Raw genomic sequence first — 22,260 nt, forward strand, 5'->3', positions numbered from 1 at the left:
AAGCCCTGGTGTCTGCGTGCGCGGCTGCCGACCCGCCCGTTGGACCCCCTGTTCCCCCGTTGGACCGCCGTAGCCGCCGGTTACAGCGGTCCAACGGGGCGTGGGCAGTCCAAGGGGGCGTGGGCGGTCCAAGGGGGCGTGGGCGGTCCAACGGGCCGGTGCCAGACCCACAGGGGCAAGCCCCGTGGCATTTTCACGCCACCCGTGATACCCCGAAAGCCTCACTCCATCCCACACACCACGACAACACCACCACGCCAACACCACCCCGACTAACGCAACACGAACTAGCGCCGGTCTGCACGCAAGGGTGATCCGAGCGGACTCGGCTGACCGCCGTTTTCCCCTGGAAATACGCGGAAGTGGTTTCGCGGCCCGAATCCGGTGACATCGCTCCAGTGTGCAACGAGGCCCTCGTTGCACACTGGAGCACTGTCATGACACCAGGGCCGCAGGTCAAATCCGCACAATTCCGCGGATTCTGTCGCGGCGCTCACTTCTGGAGTGTGCAGACTCACCACAGGGACTCGAACAACGCCACTGGGCCGGCCGCCGCCCCGGCCGCCGAGTAGATGCACCAATCACACCGACGACCGGCCCCAACATCGGCGCTCAAACCACCCCCTGACACCACCACCTCGGCCGTACCTTCAACCGACCTCGGTGCTCGCATAGGCTGGTGGCATGACCGCCCGCTCCCCGTTCAGCCGGCTCGTGGTGGTGGAGCGCACCGGCTCGACCAACACCGACCTGCGGCGGGCGCTGACCGGCCCCGACGGCGCCCTCGACCCCGCCGCGGCCGCCGCCTGGCCCCACCTGTCCGCCCTGCGCGCCCTGACACAGACCGCCGGCCGTGGCCGCGCCGACCACACCTGGACCACGCCGCCCACCGGTGCACTGACCGCCTCGATCGTGGTGCGGCCGCTCGTGCCCGCCGCCAGCCTGGCCTGGCTGCCGCTGCTGGCCGGCCTCGCCGTCGCCCGCGCCCTCGCCCCCCGCCTGGAATCGACCGGCTGGAGCGCGGCCACCAAGTGGCCCAACGATGTCGTCGCCGTCCCCACGCCTGCGGTGTCGGCGCCTGCGGAGGTGCCGGGCTGGGGGAGCAGCCGCAAGGTCGCCGGCATCCTCACGGAATTGATCGGCGCGCCCGGTGGCAGCGAGGCCTCCGGCTCCGCCGCCGCGGCCCACCGGGGTGAGGCACCCGCCGTCGTCGTCGGCATCGGCATCAACCTCGCCCAGCCCGCCGCGCAGCTGCCGGTGCCCTGGGCCGCCTCCCTGGCCTCACTCGGCGCCCCCGTACCAGCGGCCGCGGAGGTCTTGGAGGACTGCGGACGCCACCTGGCGGAGCTGCTCGCCGCCTGGGAGGCGAGCAGCGGCGACCCGGACGCCGGCGCGGGCGCGCTGGGAGTGCAACTGCGCGGCGCCTGCGCCACCCTCGGGCAGAGCGTGCGCGTCACCGGCCCGGGCGGCGTCGTCACCGGCACCGCCGTCGACCTCGCCCCGGGCCTGGTACTGCAGGTGGGCGACGGCGCCGGCACGCGCCGCGTCGTCGTCACCGCGGGCGATGTCACCACGGTGCGCGCGGCGGGGTAGCGCAAGGGGCAGCGCCGGAGCGGGCGTGGGAGACGAGGGCCGGGCTCGGGCACGGAATCGCCCCGATTGTTCCGCCAAATTGATCACGCTCCTGTGATGTGCGCTACTCTTGCGCGGTGACCCATCAGCAGACGCCCGACCCGAGCACCCCCGCCGGGGACTCCGATCCCGGCGAGGCCGCATCCATAGCGGGCGCCCCGGCCGACGACGCCTGGGGCACGGTCCGCGGTCATGAGCAGCGGCTACTTCAGGGAACCCCCAGCCTGAGCCTGCGCCAGATCGCCGACCGCGCCGGCACCGGGATGGATCTGGCCCGCCGCTTCTGGCGCGCCATGGGCTTCGCCGACGTCGACCCCGACGAAATCTGCTTCACCGATCAGGATGCCGTCGCCCTGCGCACCATCGCAGACCTGATCGACGAGACCGACGACGGCCTGCCGTCCGCGCACGCGCCCGGGGGCGGGCTCGCCGCCAGCAGCGTCCTGGAGCTGTTGCGCGCCCAGTCCTTCACCATGGACCGGCTGGTGCTCTGGCAATTGGAAACCCTCGTCGCCGACATCTCCCAGCGCCTGCACCTGGACGACACCGCCGCGCGTCTGGTGGCCCTGGACCACATTGACGAGATGATCGACTCCCTTTCCAAGCAGTTGATCTACGTGTGGCGCCGGCACCTGGCCTCGCTGCTGGACCGCACCGACTCGGAGGTCTCCCGCCGGGGCCGGGAGGATGCCGGACCCGACTTCTACCCGCTGATCCGCTCCCTGGGGTTTGTGGACATCGTCTCCTTCACCCAGCGCGCCCAGACCATGGGCAGGCTGGAGCTCTCGGAGATGCTCGACGACTTCGAGTCCACCGCCCGTGACGTGGTCACCTCCCGCGGCGCCCGCGTGGTCAAGACCATTGGGGACGCGGTCATGTACATAGCCGACGATCTGACCACGGCGGCCGACGTCGTTACCGCGCTCGTCGATGAGCTCCAGTCGGGCCCGGAGATGATGCGGGTGCGCGCCAGCCTGGTGCAGGGACGGGTCGTCTCCCGCTCCGGGGACGTCTTCGGCCCGCCTGTGAACCTCGCCTCCCGGCTGGTGGACACCGCCGAGCCCGGTGGCATTCGCATGGATGAGGCCACTGCCATGGACATTCTCAATGGCCCGGACGCCCACAAGTACACGGTTCACCCCTGTCATGAGGTGGTGGCCAAGGGATTGGGCAACGTCACCCCGTGGGCGCTCGCCCTGGCCTGAGACCCACCGATCCCGGGCATTCGCCCCGGCCTGAGGCGGGACGGCTCCTGCGCGGGGAGGATGACGCCTGCCGCCTCGGTCGCATACGATCCTGGGCATGACGACTGTGCTTCTCGTTGAGGACGACCCCGCCATCTCCGAGCCGCTCGCCCGCGCTTTCGGCCGTGAGGGCTATGAGGTCCACGCCCACGGCACCGGCAAGGGCGCCCTCGAAGACCTGGATGGGGCGGACATCATCGTCCTCGACCTCGGCCTGCCCGACATCGACGGCCTGGACGTGGCCCGGCAGGTTCGCGCCCAGGGACTGACCATCCCCATCCTCATGCTCACCGCCCGCAGCGAGGACACCGACCTGGTGGTCGGCCTCGACGCCGGCGCGGACGACTACGTGACCAAGCCCTTCCGCCTGGCCGAGCTGCTCGCCCGCGTGCGGGCTCAGGTGCGGCGCGCCTCCGGGGAGGCGATCGAGGAGGAGCTGGTGGCCGGGAACATTCGTGTGGACATCGCCGCCCACCGCGCCTTCGTCGGCGGGGACGAACTTCAGTTGACCACGCGGGAGTTCGAGCTGCTGCGCGTGCTGGTGCGCGGCGGCGGCCAGGTGCTGCCCACCGAGGACATCCTCAAGGAGGTCTGGGGTGAGGATCCGACCGGCACCGAGCACACCCTGGCCATGCACATCACGTGGCTGCGCCGCAAGCTGGGTGACGACGCCGATGCCCCGGCACTGCTCGTGGCCGACGGCGCCGGATACCGTTTGGCGGTCTGACCGAACCGCGGATCCGGCACCGACCACAACTCAAAGCGACCGTCTGTGAAGGCAGGGACAATGCAACGCCGAGCGATGCAGATGACCATGGCGGCGGTCTCCGTCGCGGTCCTCCTCCTGGGGGTGCCGCTGGGCGGAGCCTGGATCGCCGTCGCCTCCCGAGCCTCCTCCGACAGTGAAGACCACTTGCGGGTCATCATGGTCGTGGTGCTGACCACGGTCGGCCTGGCCGCGGTGGCGCTGGTGGCCGCCTACATCGTCGCGGCCAGGGCGTCGCGGCGCATCAGCGCCCCCCTGATCTACCTTGCGGCCGAGGCCGAGCAGCTCGGATCCGGGCAGGTGCGGCCGCGGCTGCGTTCGTCCGGCATCGAGGAGATCGACCTGGTGCAGGCCGAGCTGGTGCGCAGTGCCGAGCGCGTGGCCGGTCGTATCGCCGCCGAACGCCAGTTCGCCTCCGACGCCTCCCACCAGCTGCGCACGCCCCTGACATCACTGAGCCTGCGTTTGGAGGAGATTGAGCTGCTGTCCACGCAGGAGGAGGTGCGCGAGGAGGCCCGCGCCTGTATTGAGCAGGTGGACCGGCTCGCCGGCGTGGTGGAGGATCTGCTGCGCATTTCCCGGCGCACCGGCGGCGGCACCACCGAGGCGCTGCACCTGAAGGACCTGTTCGACCAGCAGCGCGAGGAGTGGGAGCCGGCCTTCCACGAGGCGGGGCGCGAGATCACCTTCTCCGACGAGATCGGCATGCCGGTGCTGGCCACGCCCGGGTCGCTGGCGCAGGTGCTGGCCACCGTTATCGAGAACTCGCTGCGCTACGGCGACGGCACCACCAGCGTGAACGTGCGCAGCGCCAACGGCGGGCACGGCGTCTTCATTGACGTCGCCGATGAGGGCGAGGGCGTGGCCGAGGACATTGCCCCGAACGTGTTCGAGCGCAACGTCTCCGGGCACGGCTCTACCGGCGTGGGGCTCGCGCTGGCCAAGGATCTGGTGGAGGCCGACGGCGGGCGCATCGAACTGTCTCAGCGCAAGCCCGCCGTCTTCTCGATCCTGCTCAACGCCGTGCCCAAGTCCCTGGACCCCAACAACGTGCTGCCCCGAGGCGCGCTGGTGAGCGTGGGCCGTAGGCGGCGACTCTGAGCCCATTCCTGCGCGCCCCGGGCGGTGTGGTCAGAGGATGAACGGGGCGATGAGGAAGCCCAGGGCCACGCACACGATGATGGATGCGGTGCCCGGCAGCACGAAGGGGTGGTTGAGCACCATCTTGCCGACGCGCGTGGAGCCGGTGTCGTCCATCTCCATGGCGGCGACCGTCGTCGGGTAGTTGGGCAGCAGGTAGTAGTTCGCCACGGCCGGGTAGGAGGCCACCAGCGCCGTCCCGGGCAGGCCGAGCGCCACCATGAGCGGCATGAACGCGCGGGTGGTGGCGGCGTGGGAGAACATCAGCGGCGCGGCGAAGTAGAAGAACACCGCCACCAGCCAGGGGGCCGCCTGGAACGGGCCGGACAGGGCGTTGGAGATGGTCTCCTCATACTGGTTGACGAAGGCGTTGCCCAGCCAGGCCAGGCCGAGGATGCACACGGCGGCGGTCATGCCGGCCCGGAAGGTGTCCTGGGAGGCGATCTGGGTGGTCGGCTTCTTCGCGGCGGTGCAGATGATCGCGGCGGTGGCCAGCATGATGGTCATGATCGCCGGGGTGGAGCCCATCGGCGGGTCGGACATGATGTGTAGTTCGGGGGAGGAGATGGTGGCGTAGGCGACCACCACGATCAGGGCACCCAGGAAGATGAACAGGCTGGGAACCGCGCTGGGGGCTGCCTGGTAGTCGGAGGCCGCGGCGGTGGAGGGCTTGACCAGGCCGTTGGCCTTCCGCTCGATGTAGACCGGGTCGTCCTCCAGCTCGCTGCCCTGGAAGTAGGCGACGACGGCGCCGACCATGCAGCCGATGAAGGTGGTGGGGATGACGATGGCCAGGCACTGCAGGTAGCCGATGTTGATCGGCTCCAGGGCGACGACGAGGGCCACCATGGCAGCGGAGATGGGGGAGGCGGCCACGCCCACCTGCGAGGCGACCACGGCGATCGACAGCGGTCGCGAGGGGCGGATGCCGTGCCCCTTGGCCACGTCCACGATGACGGGGATGACGGAGTAGGCGGTGTGCCCGGTACCGCACAGCAACGACATCAGGTAGGTGACCAGCGGTGCCAGGAACACGATCTGCTTGGGGTGCTTGCGCAGCAGCACCTCGGTGAGGTGGACCAGGTGGTCCATGGCTCCGGCGAGTTGCAGTGCCGCAACCGTGCAGATCACCGACATGATGATGCCGATGACCTCCCAGGGGGCGTCATCGGCGGAGGTGTGCACACCGGTCAGTACCAGCACCAGGATGCCGGCGCCGCCGGCCAGGCCGATGCCGACACCGCCCATGCGGGCGCCGATGATTATGAACAGTAAGACGATGGCCAGATGGAACCAGATCATCGTGGTCTCCTTTCGGGATGGGGGCCAGCGCTGCCGTCGGCCGGCTTTCCGCGCAACTCCTGCGTTGTCGCCACCGGTACTGGCCTGGCAGGGACTCAGTCAGGTGTCGTTGGAAGGAGCGGTAGGAGGATGACGACAACCTGATGTGATCGTAGCCATACTTGTTTTGCTTTGTGCGGGTTTTGAGTGCTCGGATGTATCAGCTTTTGGTTGGCGTTGGCCTGATAACAGTCGCTCCCCGCGTGTGAGAATCGGCCATGCTGCCCCCAACGTGGCAGTATGTAGGCGCCCGCGCGTATTCGGCGTGCGGAACGAACCGGAGGAGTGTGCGTGGAGACCGACACCTTAGTGAGGTGCCTGTGAGCGGCAGCGCGCGTCCCCTGCGCATCGGCATTATGGGCGGCACCTTCGACCCAATCCACCACGGTCACCTCGTGGCGGCCTCTGAGGTACAGGACGTCTTCAAACTGGACGAGGTCATCTTCGTGCCCACGTGGGCGCAGCCGTTTAAAAAGGACCGGCGCGTCTCCCCGGCCGAGCACCGCTATCTGATGACGGTAATCGCGACCGCATCGAACCCGCGCTTCACGGTCTCTCGGGTGGACATTGACCGGGGTGGCACCACCTACACCATCGACACGCTTCACGACATCATGGCGGAGTATCCGGGCGCCGAGTTGTACTTCATCACCGGTGCCGACGCCCTCGCCCAGATCCTGACTTGGAAGGACAACGAGGAGATCCTCTCCCTGGCGCATATGGTGGGGGTGACGCGGCCCGGCCACGTGCTCACGGACACGGGTCTGCCCGCGGACAAGATCTCCCTGGTGGAGGTGCCTGCAATGGCTATTTCCTCCACCGACTGCCGCGAGCGGGTCAGCCACGGCGGTCCCGTTTGGTACTTGGTGCCCGACGGCGTCGTCCAGTACATCCGCAAATATGGTCTTTACCGCGTGGCCGAGCGGTCGGCGTCGACGACGTCGATGACCGCCCACGTAGCGCGCGAGCAGTCCCTGAGGAAGGAGAGCGAAGGTGAGTGAGAACACCGACGTCAACCAGTCCGAGTCCGGCTCGGGGGCTGCCCCGCGTCGCAGCCGTCGTGCCATCCGGGAGGCGGAGCGCGCCGCCGAGCGTGAGGCGATACTGACCGGGCAGCAGCCGCTGCTCACTCGCCGGGAGATGCGGCGCCTGCGGGAGGAGGCGGAGGCGCTGCAGCGGGCGCTTGAAGCCGGGGAGATCACTCCCGAGCAGGCCCGCGCCCTCCAGGATCCGCTGGCAGACCAGCCCGTCATCAGTGTGCCTGCGCAAGAGGCCACCGGTCAGCACGCCGTCGCCTCGACGCCCGCCGACGCCGTTCCCGTCGAGCAGACGACGCCGACTCCCGCCACCGCCGAGAGCCCCGCCGAGCCTGAGGAGGCCGCGGGGACTGAGGCCGAGGCGGTCGGTGCGTCGGAGGCCGAGGTGCTGGAGGAGGCCGAGCCGGAGGCGAAGGAAGCCGGCGCCGATGCCGACTCCGAGGCAGATTCTGAGGCCGCCAGCGAGGCTGAGGCATCGGCGGAGTCCGAAGCCGCGTCCCCCGCGCAGGCCGAGTCGGTCGACCAGGCTGCGTCGCCGTCGGCCCCGACCCCGGCGCAGGCCCCCGCCGAGGAGCCGGCAACCGAGGAAGCGCCGGATGAGGAACCCGCAGCCGAGGAGACCCCGGCCGTCGAAGGAGCGGATGCATCCGCGGATGCCACGCCGGTGACGGGTGTGCCCAGCGCCCCCTCCCCGCAAGCGGCCGACACCAGCCTGACCGACGCGCAGAAGGAAGAGATCGCCAGCCTGCCCACCGGGGTCCTCGAGGCGGTTGACGCCCCGATCGCAGACGTGCAGCCGGATGCGGCTGCCCCCACCCCCACGCGTCGCTCCCTGCGGCACCGCCACGTCGCCGAAGAGTCCGACCAGGCCGCCGACGACCAGGCCGCCGAGCCCGCCGCGGAGGGGGAAGAACCCAAGACGCCGACCCGCCGCCCGATCGTCCGCATTCCCGCCGCCGCCCAGGGCGTGCGCACGGTGGACACCGACACCGGACAGCTCAGCGCCGTCCAGCCGGTGATTCAGCCGGACGCGGCACTGCAGGTCTCCCAGGGCGCCGCAGGCGAGGATGAAGCCGAGGACGTCGAGGTTTTCGGTGGCATCGACAACCCGCAGTGGCGCTCGCTGACCGACGCGGAGGCGGCCGGTTCCGAGGCCGCGGACCAGGCCGAGGCTGAAAGCGCCCCGGCGGCAGCGCCGGCCCCGGAGGCAGAGGCTGAGGCGGCGTCGGCTGAGGGCGAAGCGGCACAGGCACCGGTCGAGGCGGGCTCGGAACCGGCCTCGGCCCAGACCGAGGGCGGCTCGCGCGCGGGGCACACGCTGCTGATCGTGCTGCTGGCCGTAGTGATCGCGTTGGTTGTGCTCGCCGTGGTGTGGTTCCTGTACCACAACGGCATCATCGGCTCGCTGCCGCAGACGCTCGATACTTGGACGCACCTGCTCGTCTAGCCCGGCGCAACCAACTCGCCCCTCTGGCGCTCCGCTGCGGACGTCGGCTTGGCCACACTAGGCCGCCTGCGTGCTTCATGCCGCGAGTCGGCCCGTAGAGTGGTGGGCCAACACCGATGTCTCAGCCGGAGAAGGAGCCCCGTGCCCGCTACTGAACACGCCGTCGAGTTGGCCGCCGTCGCGGCCCGCGCCGCCGCCGAGAAGAAGGCGGACAGCGCCGTCGCCATTGACGTATCCGAGCGTCTGCCTTTCGCCGACATCTTCCTGATCGTGTCCGCCGCCAACGAGCGCCAGGCGCGCACCATCGTCGACGCCGTCGAGGAGGCCATGTTCAAGGCGGGCGCCAAGGCGCGATCGCGGGAGGGGCTCGAGGAGGCCCGTTGGGTGCTCCTGGACTACGCCGACGTCGTCGTGCACGTGCTGCAGGCCGAGGACCGTGAGTACTACGGGCTCGAGCGCCTGTGGAAGGACTGCCCGCTGGTGCCTCTGCCCGAATTCGCCTCGGAACCGGCCCAGGCCTGAGATGACTACCAGACTCATCCTGTGGCGGCACGGCCAGACCGACTACAACGCCAATGCGCGCGTGCAGGGGCGCGTCGACATTCCCTTGAACGCGATCGGCCGCGAGCAGGCGCGCTCCGCCGCCTCCGGACTCGCCGCGCTGGAGCCGGTGCGGATCGTCTCCTCCCCGCTGTCTCGCGCCCAGGAGACGGCGCGTGCGCTGGCCGACCTGGCCGGCGTCGACATCGAGCTGGACGAAGGGCTGCTGGAGCGCTCCTTCGGGCGCTGGGAGGGACTCTCGCGCGTCGAGATGGAGAGCCAGTGGCCCGAGGCCTACGCCGCCTGGAAGCGGGGTGAGGACCCGGCCGACGTCGGGGTGGAGACCCGACAGGCGGTGTCGCTTCGCGTGGGGGGCACCCTGGAACGCATCCTGGAGGAGACTCCGCGGGCCGACGACGACCAGACCGTGGTGGTCGTCTCCCACGGCTCGGCGATCACGCTGGGCATCACCCACCTGCTGGGGCTCGACCCTTCCGCCTGGTTCGGGCTGCGCAGCCTGGACAACTGCCGCCACGGGGTCGTTGTACCGGGGGAGCGGGTGCCCGGGTGGACGCTCGCCGAGTGGAACGTGCAGTGAGCGGTGCCGGCGTGCACGGGCGGGGTGCGCCCACCGGCGAGTCGCCGCCGGCCGGTGAGCGATGCCGGCGTGCACGGGCGGGTGAGGCACGGCACGCGTTTTTGATTTGCTCGAGGACCGTCTGACTCCGTAGAGTTTGGACGTCGCCCGCGAGGGCGAGACCCGCAAGGGGCTATGGCGCAGTTGGTAGCGCGCTTCCATGGCATGGAAGAGGTCGGGGGTTCGAATCCCCCTAGCTCCACGATCACCGCCGTCCGTGGCGGGTAGATCACCCTTTCGGGGCTATGGCGCAGTTGGTAGCGCGCTTCCATGGCATGGAAGAGGTCGGGGGTTCGAATCCCCCTAGCTCCACCCAGGTTTCGTCTGCTTGAGGCCCGGATCGCCGGCGCGAATGTCCGGATTCGGCAGTAACGACGCCGACGCTCTGTCGGGTCGGTTGCAGATCCGCATGATTTCAAGGTTCCTTCGGGCGTGCCCGCGCGCCGCGAGCCCGTTCGTGCCGATTTTGGACACTTTCCCGTCGGAGCGGCGATCGCGTCGGGCGCTTCACTCTCGACCTGCTCGCTTGGGTAGTGCGGGCTTCGAAGTCAGGTGCCAGCCGCGGCATTCCTTGCAGCGGTAGCAGCGGACCTCCCGACGCCGGGACTCCTGGCCGTGCTCGCGCGCGGTCTTGCGGTGGTTGGCTACGCGGTGCAGCGCCGTCGACCGGGAGCCGCCGTGCGGATGGTGGCTCCCCGGATCGCCGGACCGAATGTCCAAATCCGGCATAAACTTTGGCGAGACCTCGACTGCCGAGCGACCAAACCGCATGATTCCAACGGTCGGGAGAACGCCGATCGCCATTACAGGCTTGTTTATGCCGGATTTGGACAGCCCGATGCCGTGAGCGGACAGTGGGGGTGAGCGAGGACCCGGTACTGCGGCTGCGGGAAGCGGCGGCTCGGAAGGCAGCGAATCGACAGGGTTTTGTGGCAGCCACTGTGGCCGCGCGAAGTGGGGTGGCTGACGAGGCTTGAACTCGCGACCTCCTGGACCACAACCAGGCGCTCTACCGACTGAGCTACAGCCACCATGGGGCGACGTCGTCGCACCGAGTCGGTACTTTATCGGCTAGCCCGTGCTGGCACCAATCCGAGCCCCGTGTACTACGTCACCTTCGCTGCAGGGGAGCGAGCACACACGCCGGGACGGCCGCCCCGTCATCGGCCGCACTGGCGGAAACTGGCGCGGATACGGGCGCTACCGCCGTCGGCCCGGTGCACGGACGCCGGAGGAGCCGTTGGCGTCAGAGCAGCTCCGCCGTCGGGTGCGCGACGATCTCGGTCGCGGCCGCCTGGCACTCCTCGCTCGTCGGACCCTCATCCCTGGGGAACAGCACCGCGCGGTAGTAGCGCAGCTCGTCGATCGACTCCAGGATGTCCGCCAGCGCGCGGTGCCCGCCGTGCTTCTCCGGCGCGTGGAAGAAGGTGCGCGGGAACCAGCGCTTGGCGACCTCCTTGATGGAGGACACGTCGACGATGCGGTAGTGCAGGTAGTCGATGAGCTCGGGCATGTCGCGGGCCAGGAAGGTCTTGTCGGTGCCTACCGAGTTGCCGGCCAGCTGCGCGGTGCGGGCCTCCGGCACCAGGGACTTCACATAGTCCAGGACCGTGCGGTTGGCCTCTTCCAGCGTCAGCCCCTCCTCGAGCTCCTCCAGCAGGCCGGAACTGGTGTGCATCTCGCGCACGTAGTCGCCCATCTGCTCCAGGGCGGCCGCCGGGGGCTTGATCAGGACGTCGATGCCCTTGTCGAGCGGCTTGAGCTCGTAGTCGGTGACGATCACGGCCACCTCGATCAGCGCATCTGTCTCCAGGTTCAGGCCCGTCATCTCGCAGTCGATCCACACCAGGGGATCGGCGGTAGTTATCTGTCGGCTCACGGTCGCCGAGTCTAGACCCGGCTGCGCGAGGCGTGGCCAGGGCCCGCATTGGTGCCCCCGCCCGGACTCGAACCGGGAACCTGCGGATTAGAAGGCCGCCGAAATACTCTGTACATGGCGACGTTGACCCGGTTTATTTGCCGGAGTGCTGCGGTTTTGTTGTGCCGATCTGCTGGACGGCGGTAGGCCGAGTGCAGCCATAGATGCAGCCGCTACTAGGTGGTGCCCGCCTGGTAGCGGCGGGTGGAGGCAAGGCGGCACACTCCACCTCCGCACGCTCCGGCCTTGCGTTATCGCAAGGTTGAGTGTTAGACTCTTGCCATAACGAAAGGGGGTGGTAGATGATGGATAAGGACCTCAAGAAGCTCGTCAAGGCGCTCAGGGCTGCCGGGTACAGCGTCGAGGAGACCCGTCGCGGACACATCCGAGTCAGCAAGGACGGTCGCCTCCTGACCACGTTCTCGGGGACGGCTTCGGACCGCCGGAGCCTCGCCAACGGGCTTGCCCCGCTCAAGCGCGATGGCTTCCAGTGGCCGCCCCGCCGCTGACGAGCTGGGGAGGTCGGAGGCAGATGTGGTGCCTCCGACCTCCCCAGGTCCCTTACATCATCTCACCCAACTGGGAAGGAGCCGATCATGGAGTACAACGCGACCCTCACCATCCGCGCAAAGGGCGACGACGTCGACGACGCCCTGGTCGACGCGCTGCGCGACTACCACCCCGCCGTATCCCCGTCCCTCCTCGCGGAGGACGCCTGGGATGCCGTGATCACCTTCGGCGCTGAGACTCTGGGGCAGGCTCTGACCACCGCCCGGGCGATTGGAGAGCACCTGGGCGGCATGATCGGCCTGGAGGTCGTACCGACCACGGCCTGGGACCGGCGCGCGGACCAGGACGTCCGCTCAGGCGAAGACCTGGTCGGCGTCACCGAGGCCGCCAGCAGACTCGGCGTGACACCCCAGGCAGTCCGCGAGCGCCTGGGCGCGGGCACGCTGCCGGGGCGGAAGATCGGGCGGGAGTGGGTCATCCCCGCCCGCACGCTCGCCCGCTGAGAAACACGAAGACGAGGGGCCGACCACCAATGTGGTGGTCGGCCCCTCAGTACGCAACGAGGCTCCCGCGGCGCCTAGACGTCTGGTGCCCAGTTCCCGATGGCGGAGACCATCGCCCCCACGGCGCCGGCGGCGACGGCGGAGTTGAACGCGGCACGGGACGCGAGGATATGCGCCGTGAGCGGCTTGCCGACTGCGATGGCCTCAGCCCACGCCTCCGAGCTGTAGGGGCCGTCGAGGGAGAGGATGTCCTTGGCCGGGTCGGTGAGCAGGCTGGTCCACGCGTCCGGCGAGTCGGTCCTCCACGCCTGATACCCGTAGGCCCAGGTGACCCACCCGGCACGCTTCCACTCCCCGAATATCCACGTCCCATCCCCGCTGAACTTAAGGATCGTGCGGTCCTTATACGGGTCCAGCAGCGCCAGGTATTCGCTCATGGCCGTGCTGGCAGCGTACTTGGGATCGAAGACGATCGCGTGACTGTCGCCGTAGTGCTCTAGCAGCCAGTCCAGGCGGGCAGGCATCGTCTCACGGCCGCTCATGGCCTGCTCGACCTCGGCCCACGTCATCTGTGCCACGGGAGTGTCCGGGCCGCCGAGACGGGCCAGGGTGAGGTCGTGGCAGCCGAGCCACACGCCGTCCGACGTGCGGGCACAGGAGACCTCCAGAGCGTGCGCGCCTGCCCACACTGCCTGCGTGTACGCCCGCTGGGTGTGCTCCGGCCACGACGCAGACCCGCCACGGTGCGCCACCAGCCATGGCTCGCCCATGGTGAGGAGCCCGGCGACGGTGGTCGCTCCGTGAGGCACGAGCCGGGCGGGAGCCAGGCCGCCGGAGGTCTGGCAGCCGACGATCTCCACCGGCTGCCCGTCCACTTCCAGGCCCACATGAGGCGCGGGCTCGGAGTAGTCGGGGTCCAGCGCCAGGGGGAGGACCGCCCAGCACTTGAGGGCGCTCTCGCCGGCGATGGACGGCGCCAGGGTCTGGCCGCGGCAGTCGTCCACCAGGGCGGTGGTCACAGCTGACCACGACTGCCCGGTCGGACGCTGCCCGTCGGCGGTGACCACCGCCCGCCCGGCGGGCGTGTGGGTGATCGTCTGCGCCGTGGCCACACCGTGCTGCTGGGTCAGCACCAGGGCCGCCCCGTCCTCGGGCAGGGTAGGTGTCTCGGACTGCCAGCCCACCGGCGTGGGGGCGGACAGCAGGCCCCGCAGCACGACCAGCGTGGCAGCGATACGGCCGCCGGCCGGGGCCGGCACCGGCACACCCACAGTGTCGGCCGGGCCGGTGACCGACAGCGTGGCGATGGTGCCCGACCGGCCGGCGCTGGAGCCGTCCTCATAGACGCCCGCCCAGCCCTCGGGGGTCATGTCCCCGGTGCTGCCGTACTGGCAGCCGATGACGAGCACCGCTACGTCCCCGGCCTGGGCGCCCTCCACCGACAGGGTGCCACCGCCGGTGATGGTGGTGGCCGCGCCGACCACGGTGGCGGTCATGGGATCACCCGCACGACCAGGGTCCCGGCCGGAGTGCCGTCCGGGACCTCCTCTCCTGCGGCGAGAGTCAGGACGGCCATCCCGTCACGTCCCGCCTCTCCTGCTGGGCCAGGCTCACCCTGCGGCCCCTGCGGGCCAGGCTCACCCTGCGGGCCCTGCGGGCCAGGCTCACCCTGCGGGCCCGCTGGGCCTGGGACGGCCTCTACAGCGGCTACAGCCGCCGCTATCGCCGCGTCCGCACCCGCTCGCGTGTACGCCTCCACAACCATCGCTCAGTCTCCGATCATGATCAGGCCGACACCCTCAGCGTCGGCATCCGTCATCGTGTATGTCAGGCCGTCCCCGGACACCATGTGCTCGGGGACGAGGAGCCTCAGCCCATCGGCGGCGACCGTGACGACAGGCGTAGCGTCTCCGCCAGCATCCGAGACTCCGCCACCGTCGGGGGCCAGCCCGAGCAGCGCGGACAGGTCATACGTGAGCCCGTCCTCCAGCACGACAACCGCCCCAACAGAGACTGCCGCACCGACCGTGAGGCGCAGGCCATATCGACCCGCGACCACCTCCACGCGCAGCACGCCGTCGTCGGCTGCGATCAGGGCGGATCCTGCAAGCACTGCCGACCCGCTCTCCTCCCTGATGCCGACAGGCCCATCAGCAGGCGTCAAGGTGAGCGTCGCGTGGACACCCGTCATGGTCGGGGACACCACACGCCCAGTGATCACCGCAGTCATCCATCTGTCCTCTCGTCAGGTCGCTGCTCCTCGACGTCTCGCCAGGCCCCGCTGGTGCCCTCTCCGGGGCCGTGGGGGAGCCGGTCGATCGGCACGCCGGCCTGGACGGCGAGCGCCCTGGTGGCCCAGCAGGTGGTCTCCCACGCGGCGGCCTGGCGGCGCCAGCGCTGCACCTCGGTCTCGATATCCCGACGCTGCATCCACGACCTGCGTACCGCCTGGGCCAGGGACAGCAGCAGCGGGGAGCCAAGCGCTGCCACGATCACGCTGACGAGCAGGTCAGGCCGGATGGTCATGGGAGGACTCCTCCCGCTCTGGAGCGTCAACGTCGTCGTAGGCGGCGAGGATGTCCGCGCCGATAGTGCGTGCCGCCAGCAGGCGCGTCTCCTCCCTGCGCAGGCGCGTGTGCGGCTCGCATCCGGGCTCCCACCACCGGCCCCAGATCCGCAGGACCCGCTGCCCGATGAGCAGGGCGACCGCGAGCGCGATCCACAGGTGCCATGACGGCCACCTGTCGGACAGCACGGAGCGGGCGACACCCAAGGCGGTGACGGCGCCCATGCCCAGGACCGTGAGTGCGGCGGCGGGAGCCTCCACGCCCCACCAGCCCCGCCAGGCCGCCGGCGCGGCCGCAAGCGCCCCCACGATCATCAGGACAGCCCCGATAGCCACGTCCGCCGGCGTGGGGCCGGGGCGGGCCAGGACCGCTGCCCCGGCGGCGCCCAGGCACACGTAGGTGGCGGCCGCGAGCAGGGATATCACCCGCGGCGGAGTGAGCGAGCCCCACACGGAGCGGGACACGGCGAGCGGGCCGGCGCGCATGACCGGGTCACCCCTCGTCGCCGTAGCCGGCGCGGTGCCGAGCCTCGTAGGTCTCGCGGCTCTCACCACCGGGAGTGACAGCCCCCGCCCAGTCCAGGACGCCGAGCCGCTTCAAGACGGCGAAGCTGGCCTGTGTGTAACCGAGGGCGACGGCCGCCTGCGTGGCGATCATGTCCGCCTGCAGCGGGTAGCTACCCATCCACCAGGCCACCAGGGAGATGACGACGGCGGCGGCGATAGCCACCAGGCGGCGGCGGTTGGCGGTCCACTCCACGCGGTCCATGACCGCCTGCACGAGGGGCCACAGCAGGCCCGCGATGGTGGCGAGGGTGAGCTGGTCGGCTCCGTCAATCAGGTCAAGCATGACTGGCTCCTTACTTGGATAGGAGCTTGCCGGAGTTGGCGTAGCTGGAATTGAGGCAGTGCTGGAGCATCTTCCAGGTCTTGACCCCGGCTACGCCGTCGACCCACTGGTTCCAGGTGGCCCCGGTGAGCTTGCTCGGTCCGCCAACCTGGGCCATCCAGGCGGGCTTGACGTTGCCGCTCCAGTACTGGAACGTCTTCCACGTCTTTGCTCCTGCGATACCGTCCGCGTCCAGCGAGGGGGCGCCGGTAAGGTTCCGGATGTCCTTGGACGACACGACCGTGTTCAGGAAGAGCTGGAACTTCTTCCACATCGCCTCGGAGGGCGAGCCCTTGGTGCCGGTGCCCATGACCTGGTTCAGGCGGGCGTAGGTGTGACCGCCGGGGATGCCATCGACGTCGAGCATCAACTGCCGGTCGGTGGCGGTCAGCTTGGCGGCCTTGGTCGCAGGGGCGGTCTGGGCCTGGAGTGCCGTGGTATTGGCGGACGCGGCAGAGGCCTTCTGTCCGCGGGCCAGCTGGTCCAGGCGAGCCAGCTGGGCGTACCACGTGCCTGGGCACTGCGTCGCCATCCAATCCTTGTGACCGCGCAGCGGCAGGTCGCCGTGCTCGGCGCGGATAGCCGCGATCAGCTTCGCGACCATCGCAAAGTCGGCGTCGCTCATCTCGGGCCGGCACTCGATACCGATGCTGCGAGGGTTGCCGAGCGCGCCCGCGTGCCACGCACGGTCACGGTCCGAGACGAGCTGCGTCACACCCTGGGAGGAGGCGACGTAGTGGGCGGAGGAGTTGCCGCCCTGGCGGCAGAGGTAGTTGACGACGCCGTCGTGGGACTGCCCGTAGGAGCCCCACCAGTGGATCGTGATCGTATTCGGAGCCCCGGCCGGACGGCCGGCGCTGTAGTTGGGTGACTGTCGAACCGCTGTGACGGCCCGGTTGGGAGCAATGGTGGTCATAGCGTCCTCTCTCTGTTGAATTCGGGCATGAGAAAAGCCCCGACCAACAGGCGGGGCCAAGAACGGAATACAGGGAATGATGGGCTACTGCTGCGGCGGCGGGTCGGCGTCGACGTCGGCGGACTGCTCCTGCAGCTGCCGCTCCAGCTCCTGCACGCGTGCCTCAGCGGACAGCGCACGATGCGTCATTGCGGCAAGCTCAGCCGCATATGCCTTGACGAGGGATTCCAAGGGTGCCTCCTTATGTTGGGATGAACGCGCATGCCAGCCGCGACACGGACCAGCCGGATGACAGCGCGGCGTAGCCTGATCCGGCAGCAGCCATAAACGGGTACAGGCTGAACGTTCCGGTCGTAGGCAGCCCCGTGGCTAGCCCCATGACTGTCCACGCACCCCCGGTATGGCCGCCGTCGGCGTAGATGTATCCGGTTGTGCAGACCAGGTTGGTGTATCCGGTGTCCTTGGAGCAAGCGAGCATCATGTGAAGAGGAGACGCGGCACCCGCTGCGAAATTGCCGTACACGATCACGATGCCGCGTCCGCTGGGCGAAGCGGTAAAGTCCATCTTCTCGTACCGACGATTACCCGTATTAGGAGCCCCGGCGCCACCCGTGTAGGTCTTGTCCTTGAATTGACCACCAAATACGGTCCCGGCAACCGGAGTTAGACTCCCCGTTGCAGGATTCATCAGAGATAGCCCATTGGTGATGCTAGAGCTGAGCTGCGCCACCACCCTGGAGTTCTTGACGACTCGCAAGCCGTTTACCTGGGTCATCTCCGTGCGGTCAGCTCCCGCGGATGTGCGGATCGTCGCACCGGTGATGGTGCCGCCGATGATCTCCGCCGCCTGCCCCCGGATCTGGGTGGTGATGTCACCGGCCGCGTTATATGCGCGCAGCCCGTCCTCGGTGAGCTCCACGCGAGCCCCTGTGGCGGCGGTGCGTATGACCGCGCCGGTAATGACCATGCCGTCGATCGCCCCGCCGGCGATCGCATCGCCGGTGACCGAGTTCGCAGCCAGCATGCCCGCCCGGATGCGGGCGAACACACCGTCATCGGCGGTGACGATCCGGGTCCATATCTCCTGCAGCACCGCCTGATTTATCGACGCCTGCTCAGACACCGTCAGCTGCGACGTGGTGATACTCAAGAACTCGCCGGTGACAGCCGCGAGCCTGCGGGCGACGGCCTCGGTGATCTCCGCAGCCCCCACGGTCAACTTGCCGACATCCAGATTGGAGATCTGCTCAGAGGAGACCTGCATCCGCTCCCACCCGGCCCCGGTCCACCGCCACTCCGCCACGATGTCCAGCGTGGAGGCGTCCTGCACGCGCACCGTGTCACCGGCGGTCTCACCGTCGAATGACGGCATGGTGTCCGGGCTGCCCTTGATGTAGTACACCCGCCCGAAAACAGTGCGCACACGGGTCACCGCGGCCTCAACCGCGCCGGCAGCCAGGGCAGCCACCTGCTGCTGATAGGCGTTCGTCGTCTCCTGCCACACCCGGCCAGTGTGTGAGTGGACGACGTCAGCGCCATCGGCGCGGTCATCCCACCCCGGGAACGTATGCGAGCCCGGGAACGTAGAGGCCCCTGGCCACTCAATGTACTCAGCTGTCATCACACACCCTCACAGTAGGAAGGCTCTGACCAGGCTAGTTACGGTCCCCGCTTGGGTTTGGTGGCGTGCCCAGAAGTTGTATTCACCGCCGGGGATTGCCAAAAATGTGAGCGCGAGCCGGTCCGCGTTGTATGCGGTTGTGCGGACGCCGGTAACGCTGTCTCCTGGGCCTATGTCGGTTCCGGCAAAATCTGCCTCCAGGCTCTGCTGGCTTGAGCTTCCGCCACCGCCTGAGCTGAAGAGCGCTGACAGCATGATCACTGCCCCGAGCGCGCTGGGGGGAACGCGGAACGTCGTCGCATTTACCCGAATGAGTGGCGCGGGGGGCGTTATCGGCAGCACGGTCCATGTTGCGGCTGAGTAGGTGGTCGCTGTCGATGTCCACGACACGGTCCTGATGTCCGTCTTCGGCAGCGCGGCATTGGCGGTCTGTTGGGCAGATGTCGCCGTCGCCCTCACGGCCGCGAGCGCCTCAGCCGTGGCCGCCCCGTCAGCGGTAGCGTGAGCAGCTTCGGCGGTGAGAGTCGCCTCGGCTAGACCGTCCTCGATGTGGTTCAGGGCGGCGGCGGTGATCGGCGTCCTGCCGTCGTATCCGTCGACCCAGTTCTGCGCACGCGTATATGGCATCGGCATTCCTTCCGAGAGCCCGGATGGGGTTATTGGCGGAGGACGAAGACTCTGGCGTCGGGGGAGACCCAGATGGTGGAGTCGACGGTGCCGTCGTCCGGCGGATATGGGCTGGTAGAGACCAGAGAGGTCGCGACGGCTGTCATCGCGTCGGTCAGCTGCGTCATCGTCGCCAGGGTCTGCGCGACGGCGGCCTGCTGCAGTGCCTGGCTGGAGGACAGGCGAGACTCGACCTCGTCGGAGATCGTGTCCACGTCGATCAGCGCTTCCAGCGTGATCAGTGCAGCAGATGACCAGTTGGAGGCGTTGCCGGACCGGTCCACGGACCGTAGGCGCACCTCGTACTGGCGGGACTCCAGCCCGGAGACGATGGCTCTGCGTGCCGGCCTGATCATGGTGGCCGTAGGCGCTGGAGCATCGCCCGGTACCTGCACGGACACGTCCAGGTGAGACAGGTCCGCCGGCATGGTCTCCGCCCCCACACCCTGCCCGTCCCACACGACGGAGAGGACCCCGAGGGTCTGCGACAGCACCGGCACCGTGGGCACAGGAGGCGGCGTGACATCCGACGCGGTCGTGATAGTCACAACCGCGGACCAGCCGCCCATGACGGTGTCCGTGAACGCCCGCACACGCACCTGGTATGCGGTGCCCGTGGCCATGGGGGACAGGCCCGCAGCCGTGTCGGACGTGGACACAGTGCCGGTGGTCGACCAGGCGGCATCCCCAGCACGACGCGCGGCGACCTCGTAGCCGGCCACAGACGTGAGCGCGTTACCACGCGTGTCTACCGTCACCGGCGCCCACGAAACACGGATCACAGCACGCGCGACACCGTCGTCGTCGAGGTAGGCCTCCGAGCCGACGACCACCCCGGTAGGGGCCGCTGGGACCGCGCCCTCCGGCGTCGCCGACGTCGGCAGGGAACCCGTGCCGGCATCCCCAGACGCCCCGTTCACGATGCCCTTGGTCCGCTTGGCGTTACGAACGTCCTGGTCAATGAAGCGGTCGTTGAGCGTCACCGCGAGCGCGATGCCGTCCGTGTCCTGGGAGAGGGTGACCTGGTGGACGCGCATCTCCTGCCAGACGTCGGTCTCGTCCGGGGCGAGCAGCCAGTCACCTACCAGGAAGTCCCGCTGGAAACGGACGCTCATGCGGTCCATGCCGGCGGACAGGGTCCGCTCGATACGGGGCTGGGAGCCGGAGGTCAGCTGCTCATCAATGAGGGTTCGGGCGGTGCCCTCGTCGCGGACGCCGCCCTGGTTGATGACCGTCATTGTCGCGCCCCACGGGCGTGGCGTGGAGGGGTTGTCCACCTTCCAGGTCAGGCCGTCGTCACCGACGAGGATCGCCGTGTGCAGCAGGCCGGCCCGGCTCATCCGGACCGGCCGCTCGGAGGCGTCGGCGTGCAGGCGGCGGCCGGTTCGGGTGGAGGTGGAGTCCGGGTTGACGACGTGCAGGCGGCGGCCCTCCAGCCACCAGTCGCACTGCCCCTGCTGAGCCAGGTTGTCGAGGATGGTGAGCAGGCTGGTGCCGGGCTCGTAATAGATGGTGATCCGCTTCGCCCACGTGCTGCCGGAGGAGTCAGCGGTGGACGTGAAGGCGGTCTCCAGGCCCGGGGCCAGGCCGGTGACGGTCTGGCGGGCCTCCTGCAGCACGGTGAGCAGGATCTGACCCACCGACGCGGACAGGAAGGATCTCTTGCCGTCGGAGTCCCACGTGGCCGTCTTGGGGGCCAGCGCCTGCGGGGGCACGGAGACGCCGTCCATGATGCCGCCGTAGCCGGGACAGGTGTAGGAGACGACGTCGGCGGCACCCTGTGCCCGATCTGCGGAGGACTCCAGGACCCGGTAGCGTGCGTTGCGGGGCTCCACCCAGCTGGTGCCGTCGTGGACCTCGACGGCGACCTCTACGGCCTGGGCCAGCAGGCCCGCGCGGGCGCCCGTGAGCGGGTAGGACAGGTCCAGGGCGGAGACGTCGTTCAGCGGCAGGGACGCCGACCACGAGGACGCATCCGGCAGCAGCCCGATACGGTCGCCGTTGGGCGAGTAGGCGACCAGACGCGCCGTCACTGGTGCCACCTCCGCCCACGCATCACCGCGGTCGCACTGGACACGCCGGCGGCCGACACCGTCACCTGCGGGGCTGCCTGGCCGGGGCCGGCCCCCAGCACTGGGGTGATGGTCAGCGGGCCGGCCTCGCCGTGGTCGACCTGCACCTCCGTGCCCTGGGCGATGTCCCACGCCGCGGTACTGGTGGAGGTCCAGGCGCGCAGCCACGGCCAGGACTCGATGTACAGGTGCGTGCCCGCGGGGATCGTGCCCGTGTAGGACGCCGAGGTGCCGGAGGCAATGTCAGCAACCTGCGGGTTCACCACCCTGCCGCTGATGCGTACGATGGCGTCCTGCTGCCGGCCGGACACCCCAGCCCACAGGCCCGTGTTCAGGCGCACGCCGGCAGTGGTCACGGTGGCCGCGGGCGAGGTCACGGCGGCGGTGTCCTCCACCCACCACGGGTGCACCGTGAGCGCGGCGGAGATGACCACGTGCCGGCGGCCACGGATCTCCGGCTCCGCCACCGCCGCCTCGACGACATCCACGGACCGGGACCGGCCCTCGCCGGGCTGCCACGTCACCGTCCGGGCGCCGGCCAGCAGCGCAGCCAGCCATGAGGCGGTCGCGTCGACGTCAGCGAGGTCCCCGCCCCGCCCCGTCCCGACGACGGCCACGGACAGCGCCACCGTGCCGGTACCCATGCCCTGCCGAACAGCGAGCACACCATCCCGCGACGGCAGGGTGGTGGAGGCGACCGCGCGGGACGCGGGAGCCGGCACGGAGGTGGCCGCCTCCAGCCGCCACCTGCCGTCAGGGTCATCCAGCGGGACGCCGTCGACAAGCCACGTAGCCTTCCGCATAAGGCACCTCCT

23 protein-coding genes and 4 tRNA genes are annotated in these 22,260 nt (G+C 69.4%); 12 read left to right on the forward strand and 15 right to left on the reverse strand.

Annotated elements, in window-relative coordinates; all coding sequences use genetic code 11:
- The first annotated feature begins 684 nt into the window (after nt 1-684).
- The 4 genes from BN1056_RS01680 (at nt 685) to BN1056_RS01695 (ending at nt 4,743) form a co-directional block, all read left to right on the forward strand.
- The gene (locus tag BN1056_RS01680; RefSeq protein ID WP_210578536.1) at nt 685-1,593 is read left to right on the forward strand and encodes a biotin--[acetyl-CoA-carboxylase] ligase; all 909 of its coding nucleotides are present in this window, start codon (nt 685-687) and stop codon (nt 1,591-1,593) included.
- Between the two features lie 185 nt (nt 1,594-1,778).
- Nucleotides 1,779-2,837: an adenylate/guanylate cyclase domain-containing protein gene (locus tag BN1056_RS01685; protein ID WP_244671455.1), complete on the forward strand. Its 1,059-nt coding sequence runs from the start codon at nt 1,779-1,781 to the stop codon at nt 2,835-2,837.
- Between the two features lie 97 nt (nt 2,838-2,934).
- Complete coding sequence (locus tag BN1056_RS01690; protein ID WP_073330876.1) at nt 2,935-3,603, forward strand: response regulator transcription factor; 669 nt, start codon at nt 2,935-2,937, stop codon at nt 3,601-3,603.
- Between the two features lie 60 nt (nt 3,604-3,663).
- Nucleotides 3,664-4,743 carry a sensor histidine kinase gene (locus BN1056_RS01695; RefSeq protein ID WP_210578539.1) on the forward strand — a complete coding sequence of 360 codons (1,080 nt, stop codon included), beginning with the start codon at nt 3,664-3,666 and terminating at the stop codon, nt 4,741-4,743.
- A 30-nt stretch (nt 4,744-4,773) separates the two neighbouring features.
- Here the strand turns inward: BN1056_RS01695 and BN1056_RS01700 are convergent, their stop codons facing one another.
- Complete coding sequence (locus tag BN1056_RS01700) at nt 4,774-6,084, reverse strand: anaerobic C4-dicarboxylate transporter family protein (RefSeq protein WP_210578541.1); 1,311 nt, start codon at nt 6,082-6,084, stop codon at nt 4,774-4,776.
- Nucleotides 6,085-6,443: 359 nt separating this feature from the next.
- Here BN1056_RS01700 and nadD point away from each other — a divergent pair, with 359 nt between their 5' ends.
- From nadD to BN1056_RS01730, 6 genes are all read left to right on the forward strand, one after another.
- Entirely contained in the window at nt 6,444-7,124 is a 681-nt protein-coding gene (gene nadD / locus BN1056_RS01705; protein ID WP_073330869.1) for a nicotinate-nucleotide adenylyltransferase, read from the forward strand.
- Nucleotides 7,117-8,607 (forward strand): hypothetical protein, encoded by a 1,491-nt coding sequence (locus tag BN1056_RS01710; RefSeq protein WP_210578543.1) that lies wholly within the window; start codon nt 7,117-7,119, stop codon nt 8,605-8,607. The genes nadD and BN1056_RS01710 overlap by 8 nt, the downstream gene beginning before the upstream one ends.
- Before the next feature lie 141 nt (nt 8,608-8,748).
- Nucleotides 8,749-9,129 carry a ribosome silencing factor gene (rsfS, locus tag BN1056_RS01715; protein ID WP_210578544.1) on the forward strand — a complete coding sequence of 127 codons (381 nt, stop codon included), beginning with the start codon at nt 8,749-8,751 and terminating at the stop codon, nt 9,127-9,129.
- Nucleotide 9,130: 1 nt separating this feature from the next.
- The gene (locus BN1056_RS01720) at nt 9,131-9,745 is read left to right on the forward strand and encodes a histidine phosphatase family protein (RefSeq protein ID WP_210578545.1); all 615 of its coding nucleotides are present in this window, start codon (nt 9,131-9,133) and stop codon (nt 9,743-9,745) included.
- Between the two features lie 168 nt (nt 9,746-9,913).
- Nucleotides 9,914-9,986, forward strand: a tRNA-Ala gene (locus BN1056_RS01725).
- 37 nt (nt 9,987-10,023) lie between these two features.
- Nucleotides 10,024-10,096, forward strand: a tRNA-Ala gene (locus BN1056_RS01730).
- A 643-nt stretch (nt 10,097-10,739) separates the two neighbouring features.
- On the opposite strand, the gene BN1056_RS01735 is transcribed toward BN1056_RS01730, so the two are convergent.
- From BN1056_RS01735 to BN1056_RS01745, 3 genes are all read right to left on the reverse strand, one after another.
- A tRNA-His gene (locus BN1056_RS01735) sits at nt 10,740-10,815 on the reverse strand.
- Between the two features lie 215 nt (nt 10,816-11,030).
- Nucleotides 11,031-11,651: an oligoribonuclease gene (orn, locus tag BN1056_RS01740; protein WP_210578712.1), complete on the reverse strand. Its 621-nt coding sequence runs from the start codon at nt 11,649-11,651 to the stop codon at nt 11,031-11,033.
- A 61-nt stretch (nt 11,652-11,712) separates the two neighbouring features.
- A tRNA-Arg gene (locus tag BN1056_RS01745) sits at nt 11,713-11,782 on the reverse strand.
- A gap of 222 nt (nt 11,783-12,004) precedes the next feature.
- Between BN1056_RS01745 and BN1056_RS01750 the strand changes: the two genes are divergently transcribed.
- Nucleotides 12,005-12,211: a hypothetical protein gene (locus BN1056_RS01750; RefSeq protein ID WP_210578546.1), complete on the forward strand. Its 207-nt coding sequence runs from the start codon at nt 12,005-12,007 to the stop codon at nt 12,209-12,211.
- An 87-nt stretch (nt 12,212-12,298) separates the two neighbouring features.
- On the forward strand, nt 12,299-12,715 hold the full coding sequence (locus BN1056_RS01755) for a helix-turn-helix domain-containing protein (RefSeq protein ID WP_210578547.1): 417 nt from the start codon (nt 12,299-12,301) through the stop codon (nt 12,713-12,715).
- 74 nt (nt 12,716-12,789) lie between these two features.
- Here BN1056_RS01755 and BN1056_RS01760 read toward each other — a convergent pair whose 3' ends face one another.
- The 11 genes from BN1056_RS01760 to BN1056_RS01815 all read right to left on the reverse strand — a co-directional run bounded on the left by BN1056_RS01760 (nt 12,790) and on the right by BN1056_RS01815 (nt 22,248).
- The gene (locus BN1056_RS01760) at nt 12,790-14,211 is read right to left on the reverse strand and encodes a glycerophosphodiester phosphodiesterase family protein (protein ID WP_210578548.1); all 1,422 of its coding nucleotides are present in this window, start codon (nt 14,209-14,211) and stop codon (nt 12,790-12,792) included.
- A gap of 272 nt (nt 14,212-14,483) precedes the next feature.
- Nucleotides 14,484-14,828 (reverse strand): hypothetical protein, encoded by a 345-nt coding sequence (locus tag BN1056_RS01770; RefSeq protein ID WP_210578550.1) that lies wholly within the window; start codon nt 14,826-14,828, stop codon nt 14,484-14,486.
- Between the two features lie 113 nt (nt 14,829-14,941).
- Nucleotides 14,942-15,241 carry a hypothetical protein gene (locus BN1056_RS01775; RefSeq protein ID WP_210578551.1) on the reverse strand — a complete coding sequence of 100 codons (300 nt, stop codon included), beginning with the start codon at nt 15,239-15,241 and terminating at the stop codon, nt 14,942-14,944.
- Nucleotides 15,225-15,767, reverse strand: coding sequence for a hypothetical protein (locus BN1056_RS01780; protein ID WP_210578552.1), 543 nt, complete (start codon nt 15,765-15,767; stop codon nt 15,225-15,227). The genes BN1056_RS01775 and BN1056_RS01780 overlap by 17 nt, the downstream gene beginning before the upstream one ends.
- A gap of 7 nt (nt 15,768-15,774) precedes the next feature.
- Nucleotides 15,775-16,131, reverse strand: a complete 357-nt coding sequence (locus BN1056_RS01785; RefSeq protein ID WP_210578553.1) for a hypothetical protein — start codon at nt 16,129-16,131, stop codon at nt 15,775-15,777.
- A gap of 10 nt (nt 16,132-16,141) precedes the next feature.
- Nucleotides 16,142-17,086, reverse strand: a complete 945-nt coding sequence (locus BN1056_RS01790; protein ID WP_210578554.1) for an N-acetylmuramoyl-L-alanine amidase — start codon at nt 17,084-17,086, stop codon at nt 16,142-16,144.
- 84 nt (nt 17,087-17,170) lie between these two features.
- On the reverse strand, nt 17,171-17,317 hold the full coding sequence (locus tag BN1056_RS01795) for a hypothetical protein (RefSeq protein WP_210578556.1): 147 nt from the start codon (nt 17,315-17,317) through the stop codon (nt 17,171-17,173).
- A gap of 10 nt (nt 17,318-17,327) precedes the next feature.
- Nucleotides 17,328-18,590, reverse strand: a complete 1,263-nt coding sequence (locus BN1056_RS01800) for a hypothetical protein (RefSeq protein ID WP_210578558.1) — start codon at nt 18,588-18,590, stop codon at nt 17,328-17,330.
- A 126-nt stretch (nt 18,591-18,716) separates the two neighbouring features.
- The gene (locus BN1056_RS01805; protein ID WP_210578559.1) at nt 18,717-19,334 is read right to left on the reverse strand and encodes a hypothetical protein; all 618 of its coding nucleotides are present in this window, start codon (nt 19,332-19,334) and stop codon (nt 18,717-18,719) included.
- A 29-nt stretch (nt 19,335-19,363) separates the two neighbouring features.
- On the reverse strand, nt 19,364-21,406 hold the full coding sequence (locus tag BN1056_RS01810) for a fibronectin type III domain-containing protein (RefSeq protein WP_210578561.1): 2,043 nt from the start codon (nt 21,404-21,406) through the stop codon (nt 19,364-19,366).
- Nucleotides 21,403-22,248 carry a hypothetical protein gene (locus tag BN1056_RS01815; protein WP_210578564.1) on the reverse strand — a complete coding sequence of 282 codons (846 nt, stop codon included), beginning with the start codon at nt 22,246-22,248 and terminating at the stop codon, nt 21,403-21,405. Before BN1056_RS01815 ends, BN1056_RS01810 begins: the two co-directional genes overlap by 4 nt.
- Nucleotides 22,249-22,260: the final 12 nt, after the last annotated feature.

The organism is Actinomyces succiniciruminis, from assembly GCF_900002405.1.
Taxonomy (GTDB): Bacteria; Actinomycetota; Actinomycetes; order Actinomycetales; family Actinomycetaceae; genus Actinomyces; species Actinomyces succiniciruminis.

Coding starts and splice junctions, on each gene's coding strand:
- BN1056_RS01680 (WP_210578536.1), top strand. CDS start 685: ATGACCGCCCGCTCCCCGTTCAGCCGGCTCGTGGTGGTGGAGCGCACC.
- BN1056_RS01690 (WP_073330876.1), top strand. CDS start 2,935: ATGACGACTGTGCTTCTCGTTGAGGACGACCCCGCCATCTCCGAGCCG.
- BN1056_RS01695 (WP_210578539.1), top strand. CDS start 3,664: ATGCAACGCCGAGCGATGCAGATGACCATGGCGGCGGTCTCCGTCGCG.
- BN1056_RS01700 (WP_210578541.1), bottom strand. CDS start 6,084: ATGATCTGGTTCCATCTGGCCATCGTCTTACTGTTCATAATCATCGGC.
- BN1056_RS01720 (WP_210578545.1), top strand. CDS start 9,131: ATGACTACCAGACTCATCCTGTGGCGGCACGGCCAGACCGACTACAAC.
- BN1056_RS01750 (WP_210578546.1), top strand. CDS start 12,005: ATGATGGATAAGGACCTCAAGAAGCTCGTCAAGGCGCTCAGGGCTGCC.
- BN1056_RS01755 (WP_210578547.1), top strand. CDS start 12,299: ATGGAGTACAACGCGACCCTCACCATCCGCGCAAAGGGCGACGACGTC.
- BN1056_RS01760 (WP_210578548.1), bottom strand. CDS start 14,211: ATGACCGCCACCGTGGTCGGCGCGGCCACCACCATCACCGGCGGTGGC.
- BN1056_RS01775 (WP_210578551.1), bottom strand. CDS start 15,241: ATGACCATCCGGCCTGACCTGCTCGTCAGCGTGATCGTGGCAGCGCTT.
- BN1056_RS01780 (WP_210578552.1), bottom strand. CDS start 15,767: ATGCGCGCCGGCCCGCTCGCCGTGTCCCGCTCCGTGTGGGGCTCGCTC.
- BN1056_RS01785 (WP_210578553.1), bottom strand. CDS start 16,131: ATGCTTGACCTGATTGACGGAGCCGACCAGCTCACCCTCGCCACCATC.
- BN1056_RS01790 (WP_210578554.1), bottom strand. CDS start 17,086: ATGACCACCATTGCTCCCAACCGGGCCGTCACAGCGGTTCGACAGTCA.
- BN1056_RS01805 (WP_210578559.1), bottom strand. CDS start 19,334: ATGCCATATACGCGTGCGCAGAACTGGGTCGACGGATACGACGGCAGG.
- BN1056_RS01815 (WP_210578564.1), bottom strand. CDS start 22,248: ATGCGGAAGGCTACGTGGCTTGTCGACGGCGTCCCGCTGGATGACCCT.